Origin of the sequence: Luteimonas endophytica, assembly GCF_029887875.1 — a bacterium.
In the GTDB taxonomy this organism is placed as follows: Bacteria; Pseudomonadota; Gammaproteobacteria; order Xanthomonadales; family Xanthomonadaceae; genus Luteimonas; species Luteimonas endophytica.
In genome coordinates this window covers 92271-108715 of record NZ_JARXRM010000008.1, presented here as the reverse complement: position 1 = coordinate 108715, position 16445 = coordinate 92271, and the positions used below count along the sequence as shown (strand labels likewise).

15 protein-coding genes are annotated in these 16445 nt (G+C 72.2%); 7 read left to right on the top strand and 8 right to left on the bottom strand.

Annotated elements, in window-relative coordinates; all coding sequences use genetic code 11:
• Positions 1–8 precede the first annotated feature (8 nt).
• A complete protein-coding gene (locus QFW77_RS00695) occupies positions 9–1967 on the bottom strand; it encodes a PhoX family protein (RefSeq protein ID WP_280572214.1) in 1959 nt (652 codons plus the stop codon).
• 210 nt (positions 1968–2177) lie between these two features.
• On the opposite strand from QFW77_RS00695, the gene QFW77_RS00690 reads away from it, so the two are divergent.
• Positions 2178–4166, top strand: a complete 1989-nt coding sequence (locus QFW77_RS00690; protein WP_280572213.1) for an SDR family oxidoreductase — start codon at positions 2178–2180, stop codon at positions 4164–4166.
• Positions 4167–4211: 45 nt separating this feature from the next.
• Here the strand turns inward: QFW77_RS00690 and QFW77_RS00685 are convergent, their stop codons facing one another.
• From QFW77_RS00685 to QFW77_RS00675, 3 genes are all read right to left on the bottom strand, one after another.
• Positions 4212–5177, bottom strand: coding sequence for a restriction endonuclease (locus tag QFW77_RS00685; RefSeq protein WP_280572212.1), 966 nt, complete (start codon positions 5175–5177; stop codon positions 4212–4214).
• A gap of 192 nt (positions 5178–5369) precedes the next feature.
• A complete protein-coding gene (locus tag QFW77_RS00680) occupies positions 5370–5927 on the bottom strand; it encodes a phasin family protein (RefSeq protein WP_280572211.1) in 558 nt (185 codons plus the stop codon).
• Positions 5928–5986: 59 nt separating this feature from the next.
• Complete coding sequence (locus QFW77_RS00675; protein WP_280572210.1) at positions 5987–7249, bottom strand: patatin-like phospholipase family protein; 1263 nt, start codon at positions 7247–7249, stop codon at positions 5987–5989.
• Positions 7250–7332: 83 nt separating this feature from the next.
• Here QFW77_RS00675 and QFW77_RS00670 point away from each other — a divergent pair, with 83 nt between their 5' ends.
• A complete protein-coding gene (locus tag QFW77_RS00670) occupies positions 7333–8049 on the top strand; it encodes a DUF8198 family protein (protein WP_280572209.1) in 717 nt (238 codons plus the stop codon).
• Positions 8050–8053: 4 nt separating this feature from the next.
• Here the strand turns inward: QFW77_RS00670 and QFW77_RS00665 are convergent, their stop codons facing one another.
• Complete coding sequence (locus tag QFW77_RS00665) at positions 8054–8332, bottom strand: polyhydroxyalkanoic acid system family protein (RefSeq protein ID WP_280572207.1); 279 nt, start codon at positions 8330–8332, stop codon at positions 8054–8056.
• 85 nt (positions 8333–8417) lie between these two features.
• On the opposite strand from QFW77_RS00665, the gene QFW77_RS00660 reads away from it, so the two are divergent.
• Positions 8418–9227, top strand: a complete 810-nt coding sequence (locus QFW77_RS00660) for an FHA domain-containing protein (protein ID WP_280572392.1) — start codon at positions 8418–8420, stop codon at positions 9225–9227.
• On the opposite strand, the gene msrQ is transcribed toward QFW77_RS00660, so the two are convergent.
• Both msrQ and msrP read right to left on the bottom strand, forming a co-directional pair.
• A complete protein-coding gene (msrQ, locus tag QFW77_RS00655) occupies positions 9212–9865 on the bottom strand; it encodes a protein-methionine-sulfoxide reductase heme-binding subunit MsrQ (protein ID WP_280572391.1) in 654 nt (217 codons plus the stop codon). The genes QFW77_RS00660 and msrQ overlap by 16 nt on opposite strands.
• A gap of 14 nt (positions 9866–9879) precedes the next feature.
• Entirely contained in the window at positions 9880–10848 is a 969-nt protein-coding gene (gene msrP / locus QFW77_RS00650) for a protein-methionine-sulfoxide reductase catalytic subunit MsrP (RefSeq protein ID WP_280572206.1), read from the bottom strand.
• A gap of 122 nt (positions 10849–10970) precedes the next feature.
• Between msrP and serC the strand changes: the two genes are divergently transcribed.
• From serC to aroA, 4 genes are all read left to right on the top strand, one after another.
• Positions 10971–12056: a 3-phosphoserine/phosphohydroxythreonine transaminase gene (gene serC, locus QFW77_RS00645; RefSeq protein WP_280572205.1), complete on the top strand. Its 1086-nt coding sequence runs from the start codon at positions 10971–10973 to the stop codon at positions 12054–12056.
• Positions 12057–12164: 108 nt separating this feature from the next.
• Positions 12165–13343: a prephenate dehydratase gene (gene pheA, locus QFW77_RS00640; RefSeq protein WP_425603238.1), complete on the top strand. Its 1179-nt coding sequence runs from the start codon at positions 12165–12167 to the stop codon at positions 13341–13343.
• Between the two features lie 11 nt (positions 13344–13354).
• Complete coding sequence (gene hisC, locus QFW77_RS00635; RefSeq protein WP_280572203.1) at positions 13355–14506, top strand: histidinol-phosphate transaminase; 1152 nt, start codon at positions 13355–13357, stop codon at positions 14504–14506.
• Positions 14503–15825, top strand: a complete 1323-nt coding sequence (aroA, locus tag QFW77_RS00630; RefSeq protein ID WP_280572202.1) for a 3-phosphoshikimate 1-carboxyvinyltransferase — start codon at positions 14503–14505, stop codon at positions 15823–15825. The genes hisC and aroA overlap by 4 nt, the downstream gene beginning before the upstream one ends.
• 8 nt (positions 15826–15833) lie before the next feature.
• Here aroA and QFW77_RS00625 read toward each other — a convergent pair whose 3' ends face one another.
• Positions 15834–16424, bottom strand: a complete 591-nt coding sequence (locus tag QFW77_RS00625) for an energy transducer TonB (protein WP_280572201.1) — start codon at positions 16422–16424, stop codon at positions 15834–15836.
• Between the last annotated feature and the right edge of the window lie 21 nt (positions 16425–16445).

Below are 16445 nucleotides of genomic sequence, written 5' to 3'. Positions count from 1 at the left end.
CAAGGGTGTCAGGTGCCGACCACGCCGCCGTCGCGGCGCGTCACCACCAGGGTCGCCGAGCGCGGCTTCAGCATGCCGCCGGGCCAGCCGCCGCCGCCGGACTCGGCGGGGTGCTGGATGTTGACGAACATCGTGCGGCTGTCGGGGGTGGTGACCACACCGGTCACCTCGCAACCCGGCGGGCCCACCAGGAAGCGCTTGATCGCGCCGCTGGCCGGGTCGGCGACCAGCATCTGGTTGTTGCCGAACGGACCGCTGCCGAGCTGGCTGCCGCTCATGTCGGTCTGGATCCAGAGCAGGCCATGGGCATCGAACCACAGCCCGTCCGGGCTGGCGTGGATGGCATCGACGCCGAGCGGAGCGCCGTCCGGACCGAGGCTGTCGTGTTCCGGACCGCTGAGCAGGAACACGTCCCAGTCGAAGCGCAGCCAGTCGCCGCGCTCCATGAACCGGATGACATGGCCGTAGGCGTTGGGGCCGCGCGGGTTGGGGCCGTCGACATCGCCGGCGGAGCGGCTGGAATTGTTGGTGAGGGTGAAGTAGACCTCGCCGGTGCGCGGATCGACCGCACCCCATTCGGCCCGGTCCATCGGCGTGGCGCCGGCGACGTCGGCGGCCAGGCGGGTGTTGACCAGCACGTCGGCCTGGTCCTCGAACCGCACGCCCGCAGCCGCGGCGGCTGCGGCGAAGCCGGGGTCGCCGATGTCGAGCGGCCGCCATTCGCCGCTGCCGTCGTCGGCGAAGCGCGCGACGTACAGCGTGCCGTGGTCGAGCAGTGCGCCGCTGGCGCTGCCCGGCACGTAGCTGTCCCGGCTGACGAAGCGGTAGACGTACTCGTTCTGGGCGTCGTCGCCCATGTAGGCGACCAGCCGCTGACCCGGGCGCGGCTGTGCGAATACCAGTCCCTCGTGGGCGAACCGCCCCAACGCGGTGCGCTTGACCGGGGTGCTGTCGGGATCGAACGGGTCGATTTCGACGATCCAGCCGAAGTGATTGGGCTCGTTGCGGTAGTCCAGCGCCGGGTCGTCGCCCAGGGCGGTGGCATCGAAGCGCGGCTCCACGGTTTCCCAGCCGTAGCGGCCGGCGCTGGTGGCCACCCCGTAGCGCGCGTGCTCGCGCGGCCGCTCGCCGCGGTTGACGAAGTACCCGGCCCAGTTCTCCTCGCAGGTCAGGTAGGTCCGCCACGGAGTGTGGCCGTGGGCGCAGTTGTTGAGCGTGCCGCGGGTGCGGGTGCCCTCCGGGCTGTAGGCGGTGCGCAGCAGGCGATGGCCGCGCGCCGGCCCCGCGATCTCCATCGGCGTGGCGCCGGTGATGCGGCGGTTGTAGCGCCCGCGCACGGTTTCCCAGGTGTCGCGACGGCGTCGGATCTCGACCACGCTCACGCCATGGGCGGCGATCTCCTTGCGCACCTGCCCGGGATCGCGCCTACCGCCGGAGTCGACCGGGCCATCCGCATGCAGGGCGGCCTGGTCGATGTATTCGTGGTTCATCACCAGCAGGCCCATGCCCTGCTTGAACGGCGGCGCCTTCTGCAGCGGGAAGAAGTGCATACCGTCGTGGTGCATGCCGACCTGCTGTTCCTGGTCGGCGCCGCTGTTGAGGCCGCCGTCCAGGTAGCGTGGATAGGACCCGGTGATCGGTTCGCCCCAGGGCAGGATCACCGAGACCGCGTACTCGGGCGGGACCACGACCTCGGCGCCGCGGCCGACCGGCACCGCGCTGAACCCCAACGGTTCCCCGCGCGGCCGCCGTGGCGGCTTGCGGGCGTGGGTGGGGTCCGGTACGGCCGCGGCCGCCGCACCGAACAGGCCGGCGCCCATGGCCAGGCCAAGCCCGCCCTGGAGCAGCCGGCGCCGCGCCATGCGGGTGCGCAGCACGTCGGCGAAGTGCGTGTTTCCGGACCGGTTGCTGTCTTCGTGGTCGAAATCGCGGTCACCGTACGCGACGGATCGGTCCTGCTCGGTCATTGCCTGGCTGCCTCGCTGGTCTGGATGGACGAAGACCGGCCCCCCGACGGCACGCTAGTCGGCGGGTATTGCAGGCGCGTGTCGCCGGCGGGGGATTGGGTGGAGCGCCGGGCCGGTCCGCGGCCTCGCCTAGGCATCACCGGCGACGGTGGCTATGCTGGACCGGGGAGGCCCCGGGCCGGGGCGGACGCACGTTCGTGGAGGGAAGACATGGGCTACTTCGTCACCGGCGCGACCGGCTTCATCGGCCGGTTCCTGGTCGCCAACCTGCTGCGGCGCAAGGGCACGATCCACGTGCTGGTGCGTAGGGATTCGCGCAAGAAGTTCGACGCGATCGCCGGGAAGATGGGCTGGGACCCCAAACGGGTCGTTCCCGTCGACGGCGACATGACCCGCCCGCGCTGCGGCCTGACCGCCGCGCAGGTACGCGCCCTGAACGGCAAGGTGAAGCACTTCTTCCACCTGGCCGCGATCTACGACCTGACCGCCGGCCTCGAGGCGCAGCAGGCAGCCAACGTCGACGGCACCCGCAACGCGCTGGAACTGGCGGCCGCGCTCGAGGCGGGATGCTTCCACCATGCCAGCTCGATCGCCGTCGCCGGTCTCTATCCCGGGATCTTCCGCGAGGACATGTTCGACGAGGCGGAAGGCCTGGACGATCCCTACCTGCGCACCAAGCACGAATCGGAGCGGCTCGTGCGCGGGGAGACCCGGCTGAAATGGCGGGTCTACCGCCCCGGCATGGTGGTCGGGCACTCGCAGACCGGCGAGATCGACAAGATCGACGGGCCCTACTACTTCTTCACCATGATCAAGAAGCTGCGCCAGGCGCTGCCGCCGTGGATGCCCACGCTCGGGCTGGAAGGCGGGCGCATCAACCTGGTGCCGGTGGACTTCGTGGCCGACGCCATGGACCACATCGCCCACCGGCCGCGCCTGGACGGCCACACCTTCCACCTCACCGACCCGGAGCCGCTGCGTGTGGGCGAGGTGCTCAACACCTTCTGCCGCGCCGGGCACGCGCCGGAGATGACCATGCGCATCGACGCGCGGATGTTCGCGTTCGTCCCCGGGAGCATCCGCACCGCGGTCGGCAACCTGCCGCCGGTGCGGCGGATGCTGGGCATGCTGCTGCGCGACTTCCGGATCCCGAAGGACGTGCTCAAGTTCATCACCTATCCCACCCGCTTCGACAGCCGCGAGGCCGAGCGCGCCCTCAAGGGCAGCGGCATCGCGGTGCCGCGCCTGGAGGACTACGCCTGGCGGCTGTGGGACTACTGGGAGCGCCACCTGGATCCCGACCTGTTCGTCGATCGCACCCTCAAGGGCAAGGTCCGCAACAAGGTGGTGGTGATCACCGGCGGCTCCTCCGGCATCGGCCTGTCGACCGCGCGCCGGGTCGCCGAGGCCGGCGCGGTCACGGTGATCGTCGCGCGCGGCAAGGACGAGCTGTACCGCGCCCGCGACGAGATGCGCGCCGCCGGCGGCAAGGTGCACGCCTATACCGCGGACCTGGCGGACCTGGCCGACTGCGACCGGCTGGTGGCGGAGATCCTGCAGGCGCACGGCCACGTCGACATCCTGGTCAACAACGCCGGACGCTCGATCCGGCGCTCGATCGAGCTCAGCTACGACCGCTTCCACGACTTCGAGCGCACCATGCAGCTCAACTATTTCGGCAGCCTGCGCCTGATCATGGGGTTCATGCCGTCGATGACGAAGCGCCGCAAGGGCCACATCATCAACATCAGCTCGATCGGGGTACTGGCCAACTCCCCGCGGTTCTCGGCCTACGTGGCCTCCAAGGCCGCGCTGGACGCGTTCAGCCGCTGCGCCCAGGGCGAGCTGTCCGGCAAGGGCATCAGCTTCACCACCGTCAACATGCCGCTGGTGAGGACGCCGATGATCGCGCCGACCAGGATGTACGAGAGCGTGCCGACGCTGGCGCCGGAGGAGGCGGCCGACCTGCTGGTCAGGGCGATCATCGAACGGCCCAGCCGCATCACCACCCGCCTGGGCGTGTTCGCGGCGCTGGTCAACGCGGTGGCGCCGAAGGCCTACGAGGTGATCATGAACACGGCCTTCGAACTGTTCCCGGATTCGGCCGCCGCGCGCGGCGACAAGCCGTCCACCAGGGAGGTCGCGCCGAGCCAGGAACAGATCGCGTTCGCCGCGCTGATGCGCGGGGTGCACTGGTAGCCGCGGCCCCCACGCCGGCCGGGCCGGACCCAGCCGGCGCCGCGCTCAGTACGTGCGGCACTGCCTGAAGCGGACCGGCACGTCGCTCTCGGCCGGCGGGGTGAGCTGGACGCGCGAGGCCGCCAGCTCCGGATAACGCTCGACGAGCGGGCAGATCGCCGCCATCGCGTCGCTCTGTGTGTCCAGCAGCACCACCTCGAGGGTGGACTGGGTGGCCCAGAACGCCCGGTCCACCATCGGCAGGGTGGCGATGGCGCTGACCACGGCCTCGCGCTGCTGCGCCGCTGTCAGCGCCGGGCCAGCCTGGGGCGCCCCGGTAGCATCCGCGGCGGGGGCGGCCACCTGGTCCGGGGCCTGGCCGGGCGCGGGCCTGGCCGCGGCGGGTGCCGCTGCGGGGGCGGCCTCGGCCGGCCCGGTCGCGCGGGGCGGCAGCAGCAGGTAGACGGCGATCCCGGCCAGCACCGCCAGCAGCCAGGCCAGGATGGTGCGCTGGCGGGCGCGACGCGCGGCGGCGGCGCGGATGCCGGCCAGCTGCTCCGGGCGCACCAGGTCGCGCAACTCCGGCCACAGGGTGGCGCCGTCGAGCAGCTCGATGTTGTGCATCGCTGCGGTCCGGCGCGCCTCGTCGGAGATCTTCCCCTGGGTGAACAGGAACCCGCCGCTGGCGTTCGCCAGGCGCACGTCGTTGGCGAGCTCCTTGACCGTGGCGTTGCCGAGCACGAACGCGCTGCCGTGCTTGCACGAGAGCAGCCAGCGCCGGCCGTCGCGTTCGAGGGTGTAGTCCTTGTCTCCGGCGGCGACCTCGTGGTCGAACACCCGGTTGAAGCCGCGCCGCGCGAGAGCTTCCAGCACCAGGTGGATGAATTCGCGCCAGGAGGTGCCGGAAAGGGCGCTGATGCCCGACTCGGTCTCGTCGCGGCGCAGCAGCACCTTGCGGATGTACAGCGTGGCGGCACCGCCCAGCAGCAGCACGACCGCCACGACCACCGCCCATTGCAGACCTGCACTCACGCCAAGCACCCCTGTCCTGTTGCGATGCCCGCCGGCGCGGGTGGGCAGGAAGGATAGTCGGAATCGCGCGGCGGGTTAAGCGCGCGAGCACCGGGCGGCCCGACGACCATCCGCGCCGGCAGCTCCCGCGATGCGCGCGGGGCGGCCGGTGATGCCCGCCGCGGGGCCGGGTCGCCTGGACGGCCGAGCGGATCAGCCGGCTGCGGGCTTGCGCGGGCGGGTGGTCGCGGCGGGCCGCTTGGCCGCCTTGCGCGTGGCCTTCTTGGCCACCGGCCGGGCGGCCGCTACCTTGCGCGCGGCCGGGGTGCTGGACTGTCGCCGCAGCTCCGCGGTCAGCGCGTCGACGCGCCGGGTCAGTTCGGTCAGGTCCTCCCGGTTGGGCACGCCCAGGCCGAGCAATGCGCGCTGCACGCGTTCCTCGAACACCTTTTCCAGGCGGTCCCAGGTGTCGGTGGCACGATGGCGAGCCTGGCCGACCCGGGATTCGACCGCATCGCGGACCACGTCGGCCTGGCCACCGGCGAACCTGCGCGCGTGCTCCTCGACGGTCTGACCCTCGCGCACCAGCGCCTCGAACAGGCGGGTGCCCTCGGCCTGGGCGCGTCCGAACGCACCGACCCCGGCCAGCCAGATCTGCTGCGCCGATTCGCTCAGGCTGCGCGACAGGCCTTCGCCCTGCCGTTCGGCGCCGGCCGACGCGCTGCTGCGCCGGGCGCCGGTCTTCTTCGCTGTCTTCTTGAACTTGGCCATGTTGCCTCCGTTTGCCGCGAAAGGTACGCAGCAGAGCATCACGGCGGCGTCTAGAGCATTCACACCACCGGCGAACGGCGTCGAGCCGGACCGCGCGCGGCGAGGAGGCGCTCGGTATCGTCCAGGGCGTGGCGCAGGCGTGCGGTGGTGTCGGTGCTGCGCGGGCCGGGCGCCTGCAGCCCGTGGAGCAGGGTGCGGCCGGGATCGTCGAGCACGTCCATGCGCAGCCGGAGCCGGTGCGCAGCCAGAAGCGGTACCAGCTCGCCGGCGCGCCGGCGCAGGTCGTCCAGGGTGTTGCGGTAGGCCAGTTCGCAGATCCGCTGCCGCGCCGAGAAGCTGAAGGCATTGGCGAAGAACAGGTCGCCATCCGCAGGGCCGGGCTCGAACACCATCTGGTCCACCGCAGGGTATTGGCGCGCATAGCGCGCCAGCCCCACCTCCATGCGCGACTGCAGCAGGGTGCGGAAGGTCTGGGACAGCACCGCCGGCAGGCCGCGTTCGGCGAGGCGCCGCGGGTCGTCGGGCCGGCCCCGGGTGCCGCCGCCCGCCGCGCTGTTGAACGGCACCAGCGGATTGATCCCGATCAGCAGGTCGACGCCGCGCTCCAGCAGCACCGAGGCGTGCAGGGTGCGGCGCAGTGCGCCGTCGACGAAGTGTCGGCCGCGGATCTCGACCGGCGGGTAGAGTCCCGGCAGGGCCGCGCTGGCCTGCACGGCCACCGAGATCGGCACGTCGTCCCAGCCCTCGCCGCCGAACAGCACCGATTCGCCGCTGTCCAGGTCCACCGCGACCACGTGCAGGCGGCCGTCGAGCCGGCGGAAGTCGTTGCTGCGGCCGCGCCGGGTCAGCACCCCCCGCAGGAAACGCTCCAGTTCGCGGTTGTCGAACAGCCCGGTGGGCAGCATCCCGCCCAGCCCCGCGTCGCTGCCGCGGCGCGCAGCGGCCAGGCCGAGCCGCCGCTGCCACCATCGCAGGGTCAGCCGCGGAAGGCCGGCGGCGCGGCGCAGGTATTCCGGCAGCGCCGGTCGCATGAACACACCGGGGCGGAAGCGAACGTCGTCGCTGTCGCCGGTGATGAGGATCCGGCACATCGATCCGGTGTCGATGCGGTTGGCCAGGCCCGCGGCGAGGAACGCGCCGCTGCTGATGCCGACGTAGCAGTCGAGCGCGGTGGGATCGAAGCCTTCCAGCGCCTCGTCGAGGGCGCGCAGCGCGCCCAGCTCGTACATGCCCCCGAGCGGGCCGCCGCCGGCGACGGCCAGGCCGATGCGCGGCGGGCGGCGGCGGCTCGGCCTGCGCCGGGCGGGATGCAGTGAGAGCATGCGGTCGGATCCGGTGGGACCGGGCCAGTGTAACCGCGGCGCCGGACTTGCCCCGCCGCCGCGCCAGCGCCGATCATGGCGTCATGTCCCGCCACCACGACGTCATTGCGCGGCTGTCGCGCCGGGTCGGCTGGCACCAGGCTTTGCATGACCCGGCCGACCCGCGCAACGCGCTGCGCTGGCTGCCGGAGCTGCGGCGCTGGCAGGCGCAGCGGCTGGAGCGCAGCTTCGCGCGGTTCCTCGAGGATCCACGGCGCCGCGCCGCGGCCCGGTTCTTCCTGCAGGACGTCTACGGCGACCACGACTTCGCCCGCCGCGACGCCGACATCGTGCGGGTGATCCCGATGATGCAGAAACTGCTGCCACCGCGGCTGCTCGACACCATCGCCTCGGCGATCGAGCTGGGGGCGCTCAGCCAGGCCCTGGACCTGCGCATGGCCGCGGCCCTGCAGCACCTGGCGCCGCGCGGCCGGCGCCTCACCCAGGACCTGTATGGACGCGCCTATCGCGAAGTCGGCCTGCCGCGGCTGCGCGCGCACCAGATCGCGATGATCGAGGAAGTCGGCAGCGGTTTCGGCCGCGCCCTGAGGCAGCGCGGGGTGGCGGCGCTGCTGGCGTTCTCGCGCGGCCCGGCGCGGCTGGCCGGATTGAACGAACTGCAGGGCTTTCTGGAGCGCGGATACGCCGCGTTCGATCAGCTGGGCGAGGTCGAGGGTTTCGTGGGGGAGATCGGCGCGGAGGAGCGCGCCGCGATGCAGCGGCTGTTCGAGGAGCACCCGCAGCCGTTCGGCCAGGCCTGAGCGCTCAGGCCGCGAACTTTTCCTCCAGCACCCGACGGATCTCCCCCTCGATCGGACCGTGCATCGCCGAAAGCAGGAACCCCAGCTTGGCGGTGACGTGCAACGCGTCCGGCGCCAGCTCGATTCGGCCGTTCACTCCGGAGCGCTCGAAGCGGAGCTGGTCGCCATCCCATGCGTATTCCATCCCGAAGCGCTCCGACAGCTTCCGGGCCACCTCCTCGATCCGTGCGCGCGCCTCCGGCATCGGCAGGGAGTGGGGGTGGTGGATGTCGATACCGGCCATGGCGCGTTCTCGCTGGGTGTGGACGACCATTCTGGCGCTGCGCGGGCGCCTGTCCAAGTGGGTCGACGTGCTAGATTCCCGCCGGATGGAAGTCCTGAAGCTGCGATTCACCTCGGCCGCCCGGCCCGACCTGCCGCTCGGCGTGGGCATGCACGGCATCGGACGGGCGCGTAGCCGCGGCGAACTGGACGTGGTCGGCAACGGCCAGCCGGCGGTGGTGCGCTTCTGCGTCGACCGGCGCGGGGTGTGGCTGACGGTGGCCGAGGGAGAACGCGGCGTGCACGTCAACGGCCGCGAGATCCGCAGGCTCGCGATGCTGCGCATCGGCGACACGGTGTACGTCGACGGGATCGAGATGCGCCTGGTCGGCGAGCGGCGGCAGGCGGCCCCGGCGGGCGCGCCGGCGCCCGAGCCGGACCCGGATCCCAGGGTGGTGTTGCGCGGTGTCGGTGGTCAGCACCACGGCCGCAGTTTCACCCTGGAGCGGCCCCGCACCGTGGGGCGCGCCGCCGAGTCGGACATCCGCATCGACGACGCCGCCTTCGCCGAGCGGCATGCGCGGCTCGAACTGGGCGAGGGCTGCGTGCTCCTGCGCGATCTCGGTTCGGACGAGGGCAGCGTGGTGAACGGAGAATCGGTGCGCGACGCGGTGCTGCTGCCGGGCGACCAGGTGGTGTTCGATTCGCACCACCGCTTCGTGGTGGAGGCGCCGGTGCGCGCCTTCGCCGGACAGGAGCCGATTGCCGATGCGGTCGCGCGATCGGACGCCGCCGCGCCGGCGCCGGTACGCGCCGGGAGCGAAGCTCGCCGTGCCTGGCGCCTGCCCTGGCTGCTGCTGGCGGCGCTGGCGCTGGCGGCGCTGCTGAGCCTGCTGCTGCTCTACGGCAGCGGCTGACGCCTGGTCCGACGCAGCCTGCGCCACAGCCGCCAGCCGAGCAGCAAGCCCAGGATCGAGGCGTACAGCAGCGGTTCGCGGACGTCGGATTTCACGATCCACCAGAAGTGCAGCACCGCCAGCGCCGCGACTGCATACACCAGCCTGTGAAGGCGGCCCCAGTTGCGCCCCAGCCGCCGCATCCAGCCGCGGGTTGAGGTGATCGCCAGCGGCACCAGCAGCAGCCAGGCGGCGAAACCCACCGTGATGTACGGCCGCTCGACGATCTCCTCGAACAGCGTGAGCCAGTAACCGCGCAGGTCCAGCACCAGCCAGGCGGAGAAGTGCAGGCTGGCATAGGCGAACGCGTAGAGGCCGAGCATGCGCCTGAAGCGCAGCAGCAGCGGCTGGCCGCTCAGCTGGCGCAGCGGGGTGATCGCCAGGGTGATCAGCAGCAGCCGCAGCGCCCAGATGCCGAGCCGGTGCTCGATCTCGGCCACGGGATCGGCGCCGAGCGCATCGATGTCGGCCTCGCTGAACACCTGCCAGAACTGCCAGGCGAGCAGCGCCAGCGGCGCCAGCGCGAGGGCGTGGACAGCGGCCTTGGCGACGAGGAGGGGATTGCCGGTCGGCGTCGCCGTGCCGCGCCCAGACGCCAGGAACCCCTTCGGGCTCAGAACCACTTTTCCAGGTCCATGCCTGCGTACATCGAACCGACCTGGTCGGCGTAGCCGTTGAACATCCGGGTTTCGATGCGGTTGGCGAACAGCTTGCCGGCGCTGCCGGCGATCCGGCGCTCGGTCTTCTGGCTCCAGCGCGGGTGGTCCACCTGCGGATTGACGTTGGAGAAGAACCCGTACTCCGACGGCTGCAGGTCGTTCCAGGCGGTCGGCGGCATTCTTTCGACGAAGTCGATCGCGACGATCGACTTGATGCTCTTGAAGCCGTACTTCCACGGCACCACCAGCCGCAGCGGCGCGCCGTTCTGCTGCGGCAGCGGCCGTCCGTACATGCCGGTGGCGAGCAGGGCCAGCGGGTGCATGGCCTCGTCGATGCGCAGGCCCTCCCGGTAGGGCCAGTCGATCGAGCGGTAGCGGATGCCCGGCATCTGCTCGCGATCGGCGAGGGTGGCGAAGGCGACGTACTTCGCCTTCGAGGTCGGGGCGAAGCGCCGCAGCACCGCGCCCAGCGGAACCCCCAGCCACGGGATCACCATCGACCAGCCCTCCACGCAGCGCAGCCGGTAGGTGCGCTCCTCGGGCAGCAGGCCGCGAAGCAGCTCGTCGAGCAGCAGGGTTCCGGGGCGCTCGCACTCGCCGCCGACGGCCACGTTCCAGGGCTCGAGCCGCAGCGTGCGCGCCGCGCGCGACGGGTCCGCCTTGCCGGTGCCGAACTCGTAGAAGTTGTTGTAGGTGCTGGCGTCCTGGAAGCGGGTCAGCGGCTCCTCGGTGTCGAAGCCGGCGGCGACCTCGGCGGCGCCGGGCACCGGACGTGCCGGTGGCGGCGGCTCGGCGTCGGCGCAGCCGGCCAGGCCCAGGGCCGGGGCCCCGGCGAGGGCCGCCAGCAGCCGACGCCGCGATCGATAGACGGTTTCATCGGTAACCTCCGCGGCGGAGATCCGCAGGGCATCGCGCAGGTTCATCGGTTGGCTCCGGGCTGGGCGGCAGTTGGATTGGACATCGCAACGGGAAGAAGGTTGCGCCGCACCCGATGATGCGCTGCGGCATACTACGGGCCCGTCGTGATCCGAGCGAAAGGCCACCGATGTCGCGAGCGTACAACTTCAGCGCCGGCCCCGCGGCATTGCCGGAACCGGTCCTGCGCCAGGCGCAGCAGGAGATGCTCGAATGGCGCGACGCCGGCGCCTCGATCGTGGAGCTCAGCCATCGCGGTCCCGAGTTCATGGCGGTGGCGGCCGAAGCGGAGGCCGACCTGCGCCGACTGCTCGGCGTGCCGGACGACTACGCGGTGCTGTTCGGCGGCGGCGGCGCCACCACCCAGCAGGCGTTGATCGCGCTGAACTTCGCCGCCCCGGGGCAGCCGGCGGACTACGTCGTCACCGGGCACTGGGGGCGAACTGCGCTGCGCCAGGCCGCCCCGTACGTGGACCTGCGCATCGCCGCCAGCGGCGAGACCGGCGGCTTCCGCGAGATCCCCGCGCGAGCGGACTGGCGCCTGTCGGACGATGCCGCCTACGTGCACATCACCGCCAACGAGACCATTCACGGGGTGGAATTCCGCGACACGCCGGAGGTGGGCGGGGTGCCGCTGTTCGCCGATTTCAGTTCCAGCATCGCCTCCGAGCCGCTCGACATCGCCCGCTACGGCCTGATCTACGCCGGCGCGCAGAAGAACCTCGGGCCGGTCGGCATCGGGGTGGTGATCGTGCGCCGCGAGCTGCTCGAGCGCCCCGGACAGCCGCGCGCGGACATCTTCGACTATCGCCTGCAGCTGGCCGCCGACTCGATGCTCAACACCCCGCCGAGCTGGAACTGGTACATGCTGGGGCTGACCGTGAAATGGATGCTGGCCGAGGGTGGGGTGGAGGAGTTCGCGCGCCGCAGCGCCGCCAAGTCCGGGCTGCTGTACCGCGAGATCGACGACTCCGGCGGTTTCTACCGCAACGACGTGGCCGCGGCCGCGCGTTCGCGGATGAACGTGCCGTTCTTCCTCCACGATGCCGCGCTGGACGCCGGTTTCCTGGCCGAGGCCCGCGCGGCGGGACTGATCGGGCTCAAGGGCCATCGCGTGCTCGGCGGCATGCGCGCCTCGCTCTACAACGCGATGCCGGTCGAGGGCGTGCAGGCACTGGCCGGCTTCATGCGCGACTTCAGGCAGCGCCATGGGTGAGCGGCCACGCTTGGCCGATGCCCTGTCGGCACCGGCCATGGCCGCGAACGCCCGGCCATGGATGGCCGGGCGGGCCGGCCCGAAGCCCGTGTCCTCCCGTCATGGGCGATGCCTCGAAGACCGCCCGCGTCGTTCCCGCAGGCCCCACCAGCGAGCGAGTTGATGGCCACCGAACCGAAGAAACGCACCAGCAAGCAGCCGAAGCCCGCCGTCGCCGACCTGTCCGCGGTCCGCGAGCAGATCGACGGCATCGACCGCGAGATCCAGGCGCTGATCGCCGAGCGCGCGCTGTGGGCCCACCAGGTCGGCAAGGCCAAGGGCAAGCTCGCCGCCGCGGTCGACTATTACCGTCCCGAGCGCGAGGCGCAGGTGCTGCGGCGGGTGGTCGACCGCAACGACGGGCCGCTCTCGGACGAGGTGCTGGTGCGGCTGTTCCGCGAAATCATGTCGGCCTGCCTGGCGCAACAGGAGCCGTTGAAGGTCGGCTATCTCGGGCCGGAGGGCACGTTCTCGCAGCAGGCCGTGCACAAGCATTTCGGCCATTCCGCGCGCGGGCTGCCGCTGGCCAGCGTCGAGGAGGTCTTCGACGAGGTCGCCTCGGGCACCGCAGACTTCGGGGTGGTCCCGGTGGAGAATTCGGGGCAGGGGACCATCCAGTCCACCCTCGACCTGTTCCTGACCTCGCCGCTGAAGATCTGCGGCGAGGTCGAGCTGCGCGTGCACCAGTACCTGCTCTCGCGTACCGGCCGCATCGAGGACGTGGAACGGGTGTATTCGCACGGGCTGTCGCTGGCCCAGTGCAGGTCGTGGTTGCGCCAGCACCTGCCGGGGGCCGAGAAGCAGGCGGTGGCGAGCAACGCCGAGGCGGCGCGCCGCGCCCGCAACGCCGACGACGCCGCGGCGATCGCCGGCGAGAACGCGGCCCACGTCTACGGGCTGAAGGTGGTCGCCGGGCCGATCGAGGACCGCGACGACAACACCACCCGGTTCCTGGTGATCGGGCGCGCCTCGTTCCCGCCGTCGGGGCACGACCGCACTTCGCTGATGGTGTTCATCCGCGACCAGCCCGGCGCGCTCTACAAGATCCTCGAGCCGCTGGCGCGGCGGGACATCAGCATGAACCGGATCGAGTCGCGGCCCGCGCACGGCGCGCTGTGGCAGTACGCGTTCTTCATCGACGTGGCCGGGCATGTCGACGAGTCGCCGTTGAAGGACGCGCTGGGCGAGATCGACGAGTTCGCCGGCGACGTGCGGGTGCTGGGCTCGTACCCGGTGGCGGTGCCGTGAGGCCGGGAACGGTGACTTCGGATCCGGGAATCGGAAACAGCGCCGCCCCATGCTTCGCTGCCCTCGCGCAGCCGGGCCTCCGCGCGCTGAAGGCCTACGATCCGGGCCATGACCTGGTGGCGCTGCGCGCGCGCCACGGCGCCGGGCGGCTGGTCGAGCTTGGCGCCAACGAGAACCCGTATGGTCCCAGCCCGCTGGCGGTCGCCGCGGCGCGCGACGCCCTGGGCACCGCGCATCGCTACCCGGATCCGCTCGGCGGCGGGCTCAAGCAGGCGCTCGCCGCGCGGCTCGGCGTCGCGCCGGCGCAGCTGCTGCTCGGCAACGGCTCGCACGAGCTGCTGATGCAGTTCGCGCAGGCCTTCGCCGGCCCCGCAGCCGGGGTGGCGATGTCGCAGTACGGGTTCGCGGTCTACGCGCTGGCGGCGCAGGCGGCCGGCGCACCGCTGCGGATCGCCCCGGCGCTGCCGGCCGGCCACGCGATGGCGCGCGGCCACGACCCCGAAGCGCTGCTGGCCGCGGCGCGCGGCGAAGACGTGCGCCTGCTGTACCTGGCCAATCCGAACAACCCCACCGGCACCTGGATCGACGCCGATGCGCTGGCGCGGCTGCTCGACGGCCTGCCACCGGAGGTGCTGGTGGTGGTGGACGAGGCCTACGCGGAATTCGTCGACGCACCCGGCTACGCCAGCGCGCTGGCGCTGCTGCCGCGCTACCGCAACCTGGTGGTCACGCGTACTTTCAGCAAGGCGCATGCGCTGGCCGGGCTGCGTGTGGGCTACGCGGTGGGCGACGCCGCGCTGGTGGCGGTGATGGAGCGGTTGCGCGAGAGCTTCAACGTCAATTGCGTGGCGCTGGCAGCGGCGACCGCGGCGCTCGGCGACCAGGCACACCTGCGGGAAGGCGTGGCCGCGAATGCGCGCGAGCGCGCGCGGCTCACCGAAGGCCTGCGCGAGCGCGGCCGCTTCGTGCATCCTTCGCAGACCAATTTCCTGCTGGTGGAATTCGGCAGCGCCACCGCCGCGACCGAGGCGGCGCTGCTGCGGCAGGGCGTGGTGGTGCGGCCGATGGCCGGTTACGGGCTACCCGATTGCCTGCGCATCAGCGTGGGGACCGCGGCCGAGAACGTCCGCCTGCTGCAGGCGCTCGACGGGGCCGGTCCATGAGCGGCGAGGCCCGGCTGGACTGGCGCGCCCGCGGCGGCGCGCCGCTGCGCGGCGAACTCCGGGTCCCCGGCGACAAGTCGGTCTCGCACCGGGCGGTCATGCTGGCTTCGCTGGCCGACGGCGTGTCGCGGATCGAAGGCTTCCTGGAGGGGCAGGATGCGCGCGCCACCGAGGCGATCTTCCGCCGGCTCGGGGTCCGCATCGAGGCGCCCGCCGAGGGCGTGCGGATCGTCCGCGGGGTCGGCATCGATGGGCTGCGCGCCGCGCCGGGCGCGCTGGACTGCGGCAACGCCGGGACCGCGATGCGCCTGCTCGCGGGGTTGCTCAGCGGCCAGGCATTCGAATCCGAACTGTGCGGGGACGTTTCGCTGTCGAAGCGGCCGATGGGCCGGGTGATCGAGCCGCTGGCGCGGATGGGAGCGCACATCCACAGCGCTGGCGGCGGCCTGCCGCCGTTGCGAATCCACCCGAGCAACGAACTTCAAGCCATTGAATTCACTGCGGATATCGCCAGCGCCCAGGTGAAGTCCGCGATCCTGCTCGCCGGTCTCTACGCGCAGGGCGAGACCGTGGTGCACGAGCCGCAGCCGACCCGCGACTACACCGAGCGGATGCTGGCGGCGTTCGGCTGGCCGATCGAGTTCGCGCCCGGGCATGCGCGCCTGCGCGGCGGCCACCGGCTGCACGCCGCCGACGTGGCGGTGCCCGCCGATTTCTCGTCGGCGGCGTTCTTCCTGGTCGCGGCGAGCCTGGTACCCGGTTCGGACCTGGTGCTGCGCCGGGTGGGAATGAATCCGCGCCGCACCGGCCTGCTGCCGGTGCTGCGGGCGATGGGCGCCGATATCGCCGAGGAGAATCCCGGCGAGCAGGGCGGCGAGCCGGTCGCCGACCTGCGGGTCCGCCACGCCCCGCTGCACGGCATCGAGGTGCCGCGCGCGCACGTTGCCGACATGATCGACGAGTTCCCGGTGCTGTTCGTGGCGGCCGCCCTGGCCGAAGGAAGCACCCGGGTGCAGGGCGCCGCGGAGTTGCGGGTCAAGGAATCGGACCGGATCGCGGCGATGGCGACCGGCCTGCGCGCGCTGGGCGCGCGGGTCGATGAAACGCCGGACGGCGCGGTGATCCACGGCGGCGCGTTGCAAGGCGGATCGGTCGACAGCCTCGGCGACCACCGCGTCGCGATGGCGTTCGCGGTGGCCGCGCAGCGCGTGGCCGGCGAGGTGCGGATCGGCGACGTGGCGAACGTCGCGACCTCGTTTCCGGGATTCGAGGCGCTGGCCGGCGAGGCGGGCTTCGGCCTCGCCGCGACGCCGGCCTGAGGCGCCCCCTACTGCGTGTCCATGCGGAAATCGATCGGCACCTCGACCGTCGACGCCACCGGCTGGCCGTTCTCCATCGCGGGGCTGAAGCGCCATTGGCCCACCGCGGTGCGCGCGGCGCGATCGAGCTCGCGCGAGCGGCTGCTGCGGGCGATCTCGATGGCGCCGGGGTTGCCCCCGGCATCGACCTGCACGCGCAGCAGCACGGTGCCTTCCTCCTGGGCGCGCAGCGCCGCGGCCGGATACTCGGGTTCGACCCGCTCCAGCGGGTCGGCGGGCCGGGTGATCGCCGGCGCCGGCGCCGGCGCCGGGTCGGCCGGACGGGCCGCCTGCTCGCGCTCGCTCGCCGGCGGTGGCGGGGTGCCGTCACCGATGTCGGCGGGCTCGCCGACGGGGTCGGCCGGCTCGGCCGGCGGATCGACCGCGCCGCGCTGGCTGTAGAAATACCAGCCCACCGCCAGCAGCGCGATCAGCAGCAGCAGCCAAAGCAGCGGACTGGCGCTCTTGCGCTCGCCCGGCGGCGGCTGGTCGGACGGTGGCCGGTCGGACGGCGGCGGGGCGGGGCGCGGTTCGGCGGGGCGGTTCATCGGATCGGACATGACGGGTACCCCTGTTCAGGA

Bases quoted from the DNA above. Each gene is read 5' to 3' on its own strand.
- QFW77_RS00695 (WP_280572214.1), bottom strand. From the start codon at position 1,967: ATGACCGAGCAGGACCGATCCGTCGCGTACGGTGACCGCGATTTCGAC.
- msrP (WP_280572206.1), bottom strand. From the start codon at position 10,848: ATGAACCTGCGCGATGCCCTGCGGATCTCCGCCGCGGAGGTTACCGAT.
- aroA (WP_280572202.1), top strand. From the start codon at position 14,503: ATGAGCGGCGAGGCCCGGCTGGACTGGCGCGCCCGCGGCGGCGCGCCG.
- QFW77_RS00660 (WP_280572392.1), top strand. From the start codon at position 8,418: ATGGAAGTCCTGAAGCTGCGATTCACCTCGGCCGCCCGGCCCGACCTG.
- pheA (WP_425603238.1), top strand. From the start codon at position 12,165: ATGCCTCGAAGACCGCCCGCGTCGTTCCCGCAGGCCCCACCAGCGAGC.
- QFW77_RS00670 (WP_280572209.1), top strand. From the start codon at position 7,333: ATGTCCCGCCACCACGACGTCATTGCGCGGCTGTCGCGCCGGGTCGGC.
- QFW77_RS00665 (WP_280572207.1), bottom strand. From the start codon at position 8,332: ATGGCCGGTATCGACATCCACCACCCCCACTCCCTGCCGATGCCGGAG.
- QFW77_RS00680 (WP_280572211.1), bottom strand. From the start codon at position 5,927: ATGGCCAAGTTCAAGAAGACAGCGAAGAAGACCGGCGCCCGGCGCAGC.
- QFW77_RS00625 (WP_280572201.1), bottom strand. From the start codon at position 16,424: ATGTCCGATCCGATGAACCGCCCCGCCGAACCGCGCCCCGCCCCGCCG.
- serC (WP_280572205.1), top strand. From the start codon at position 10,971: ATGTCGCGAGCGTACAACTTCAGCGCCGGCCCCGCGGCATTGCCGGAA.
- QFW77_RS00690 (WP_280572213.1), top strand. From the start codon at position 2,178: ATGGGCTACTTCGTCACCGGCGCGACCGGCTTCATCGGCCGGTTCCTG.
- QFW77_RS00675 (WP_280572210.1), bottom strand. From the start codon at position 7,249: ATGCTCTCACTGCATCCCGCCCGGCGCAGGCCGAGCCGCCGCCGCCCG.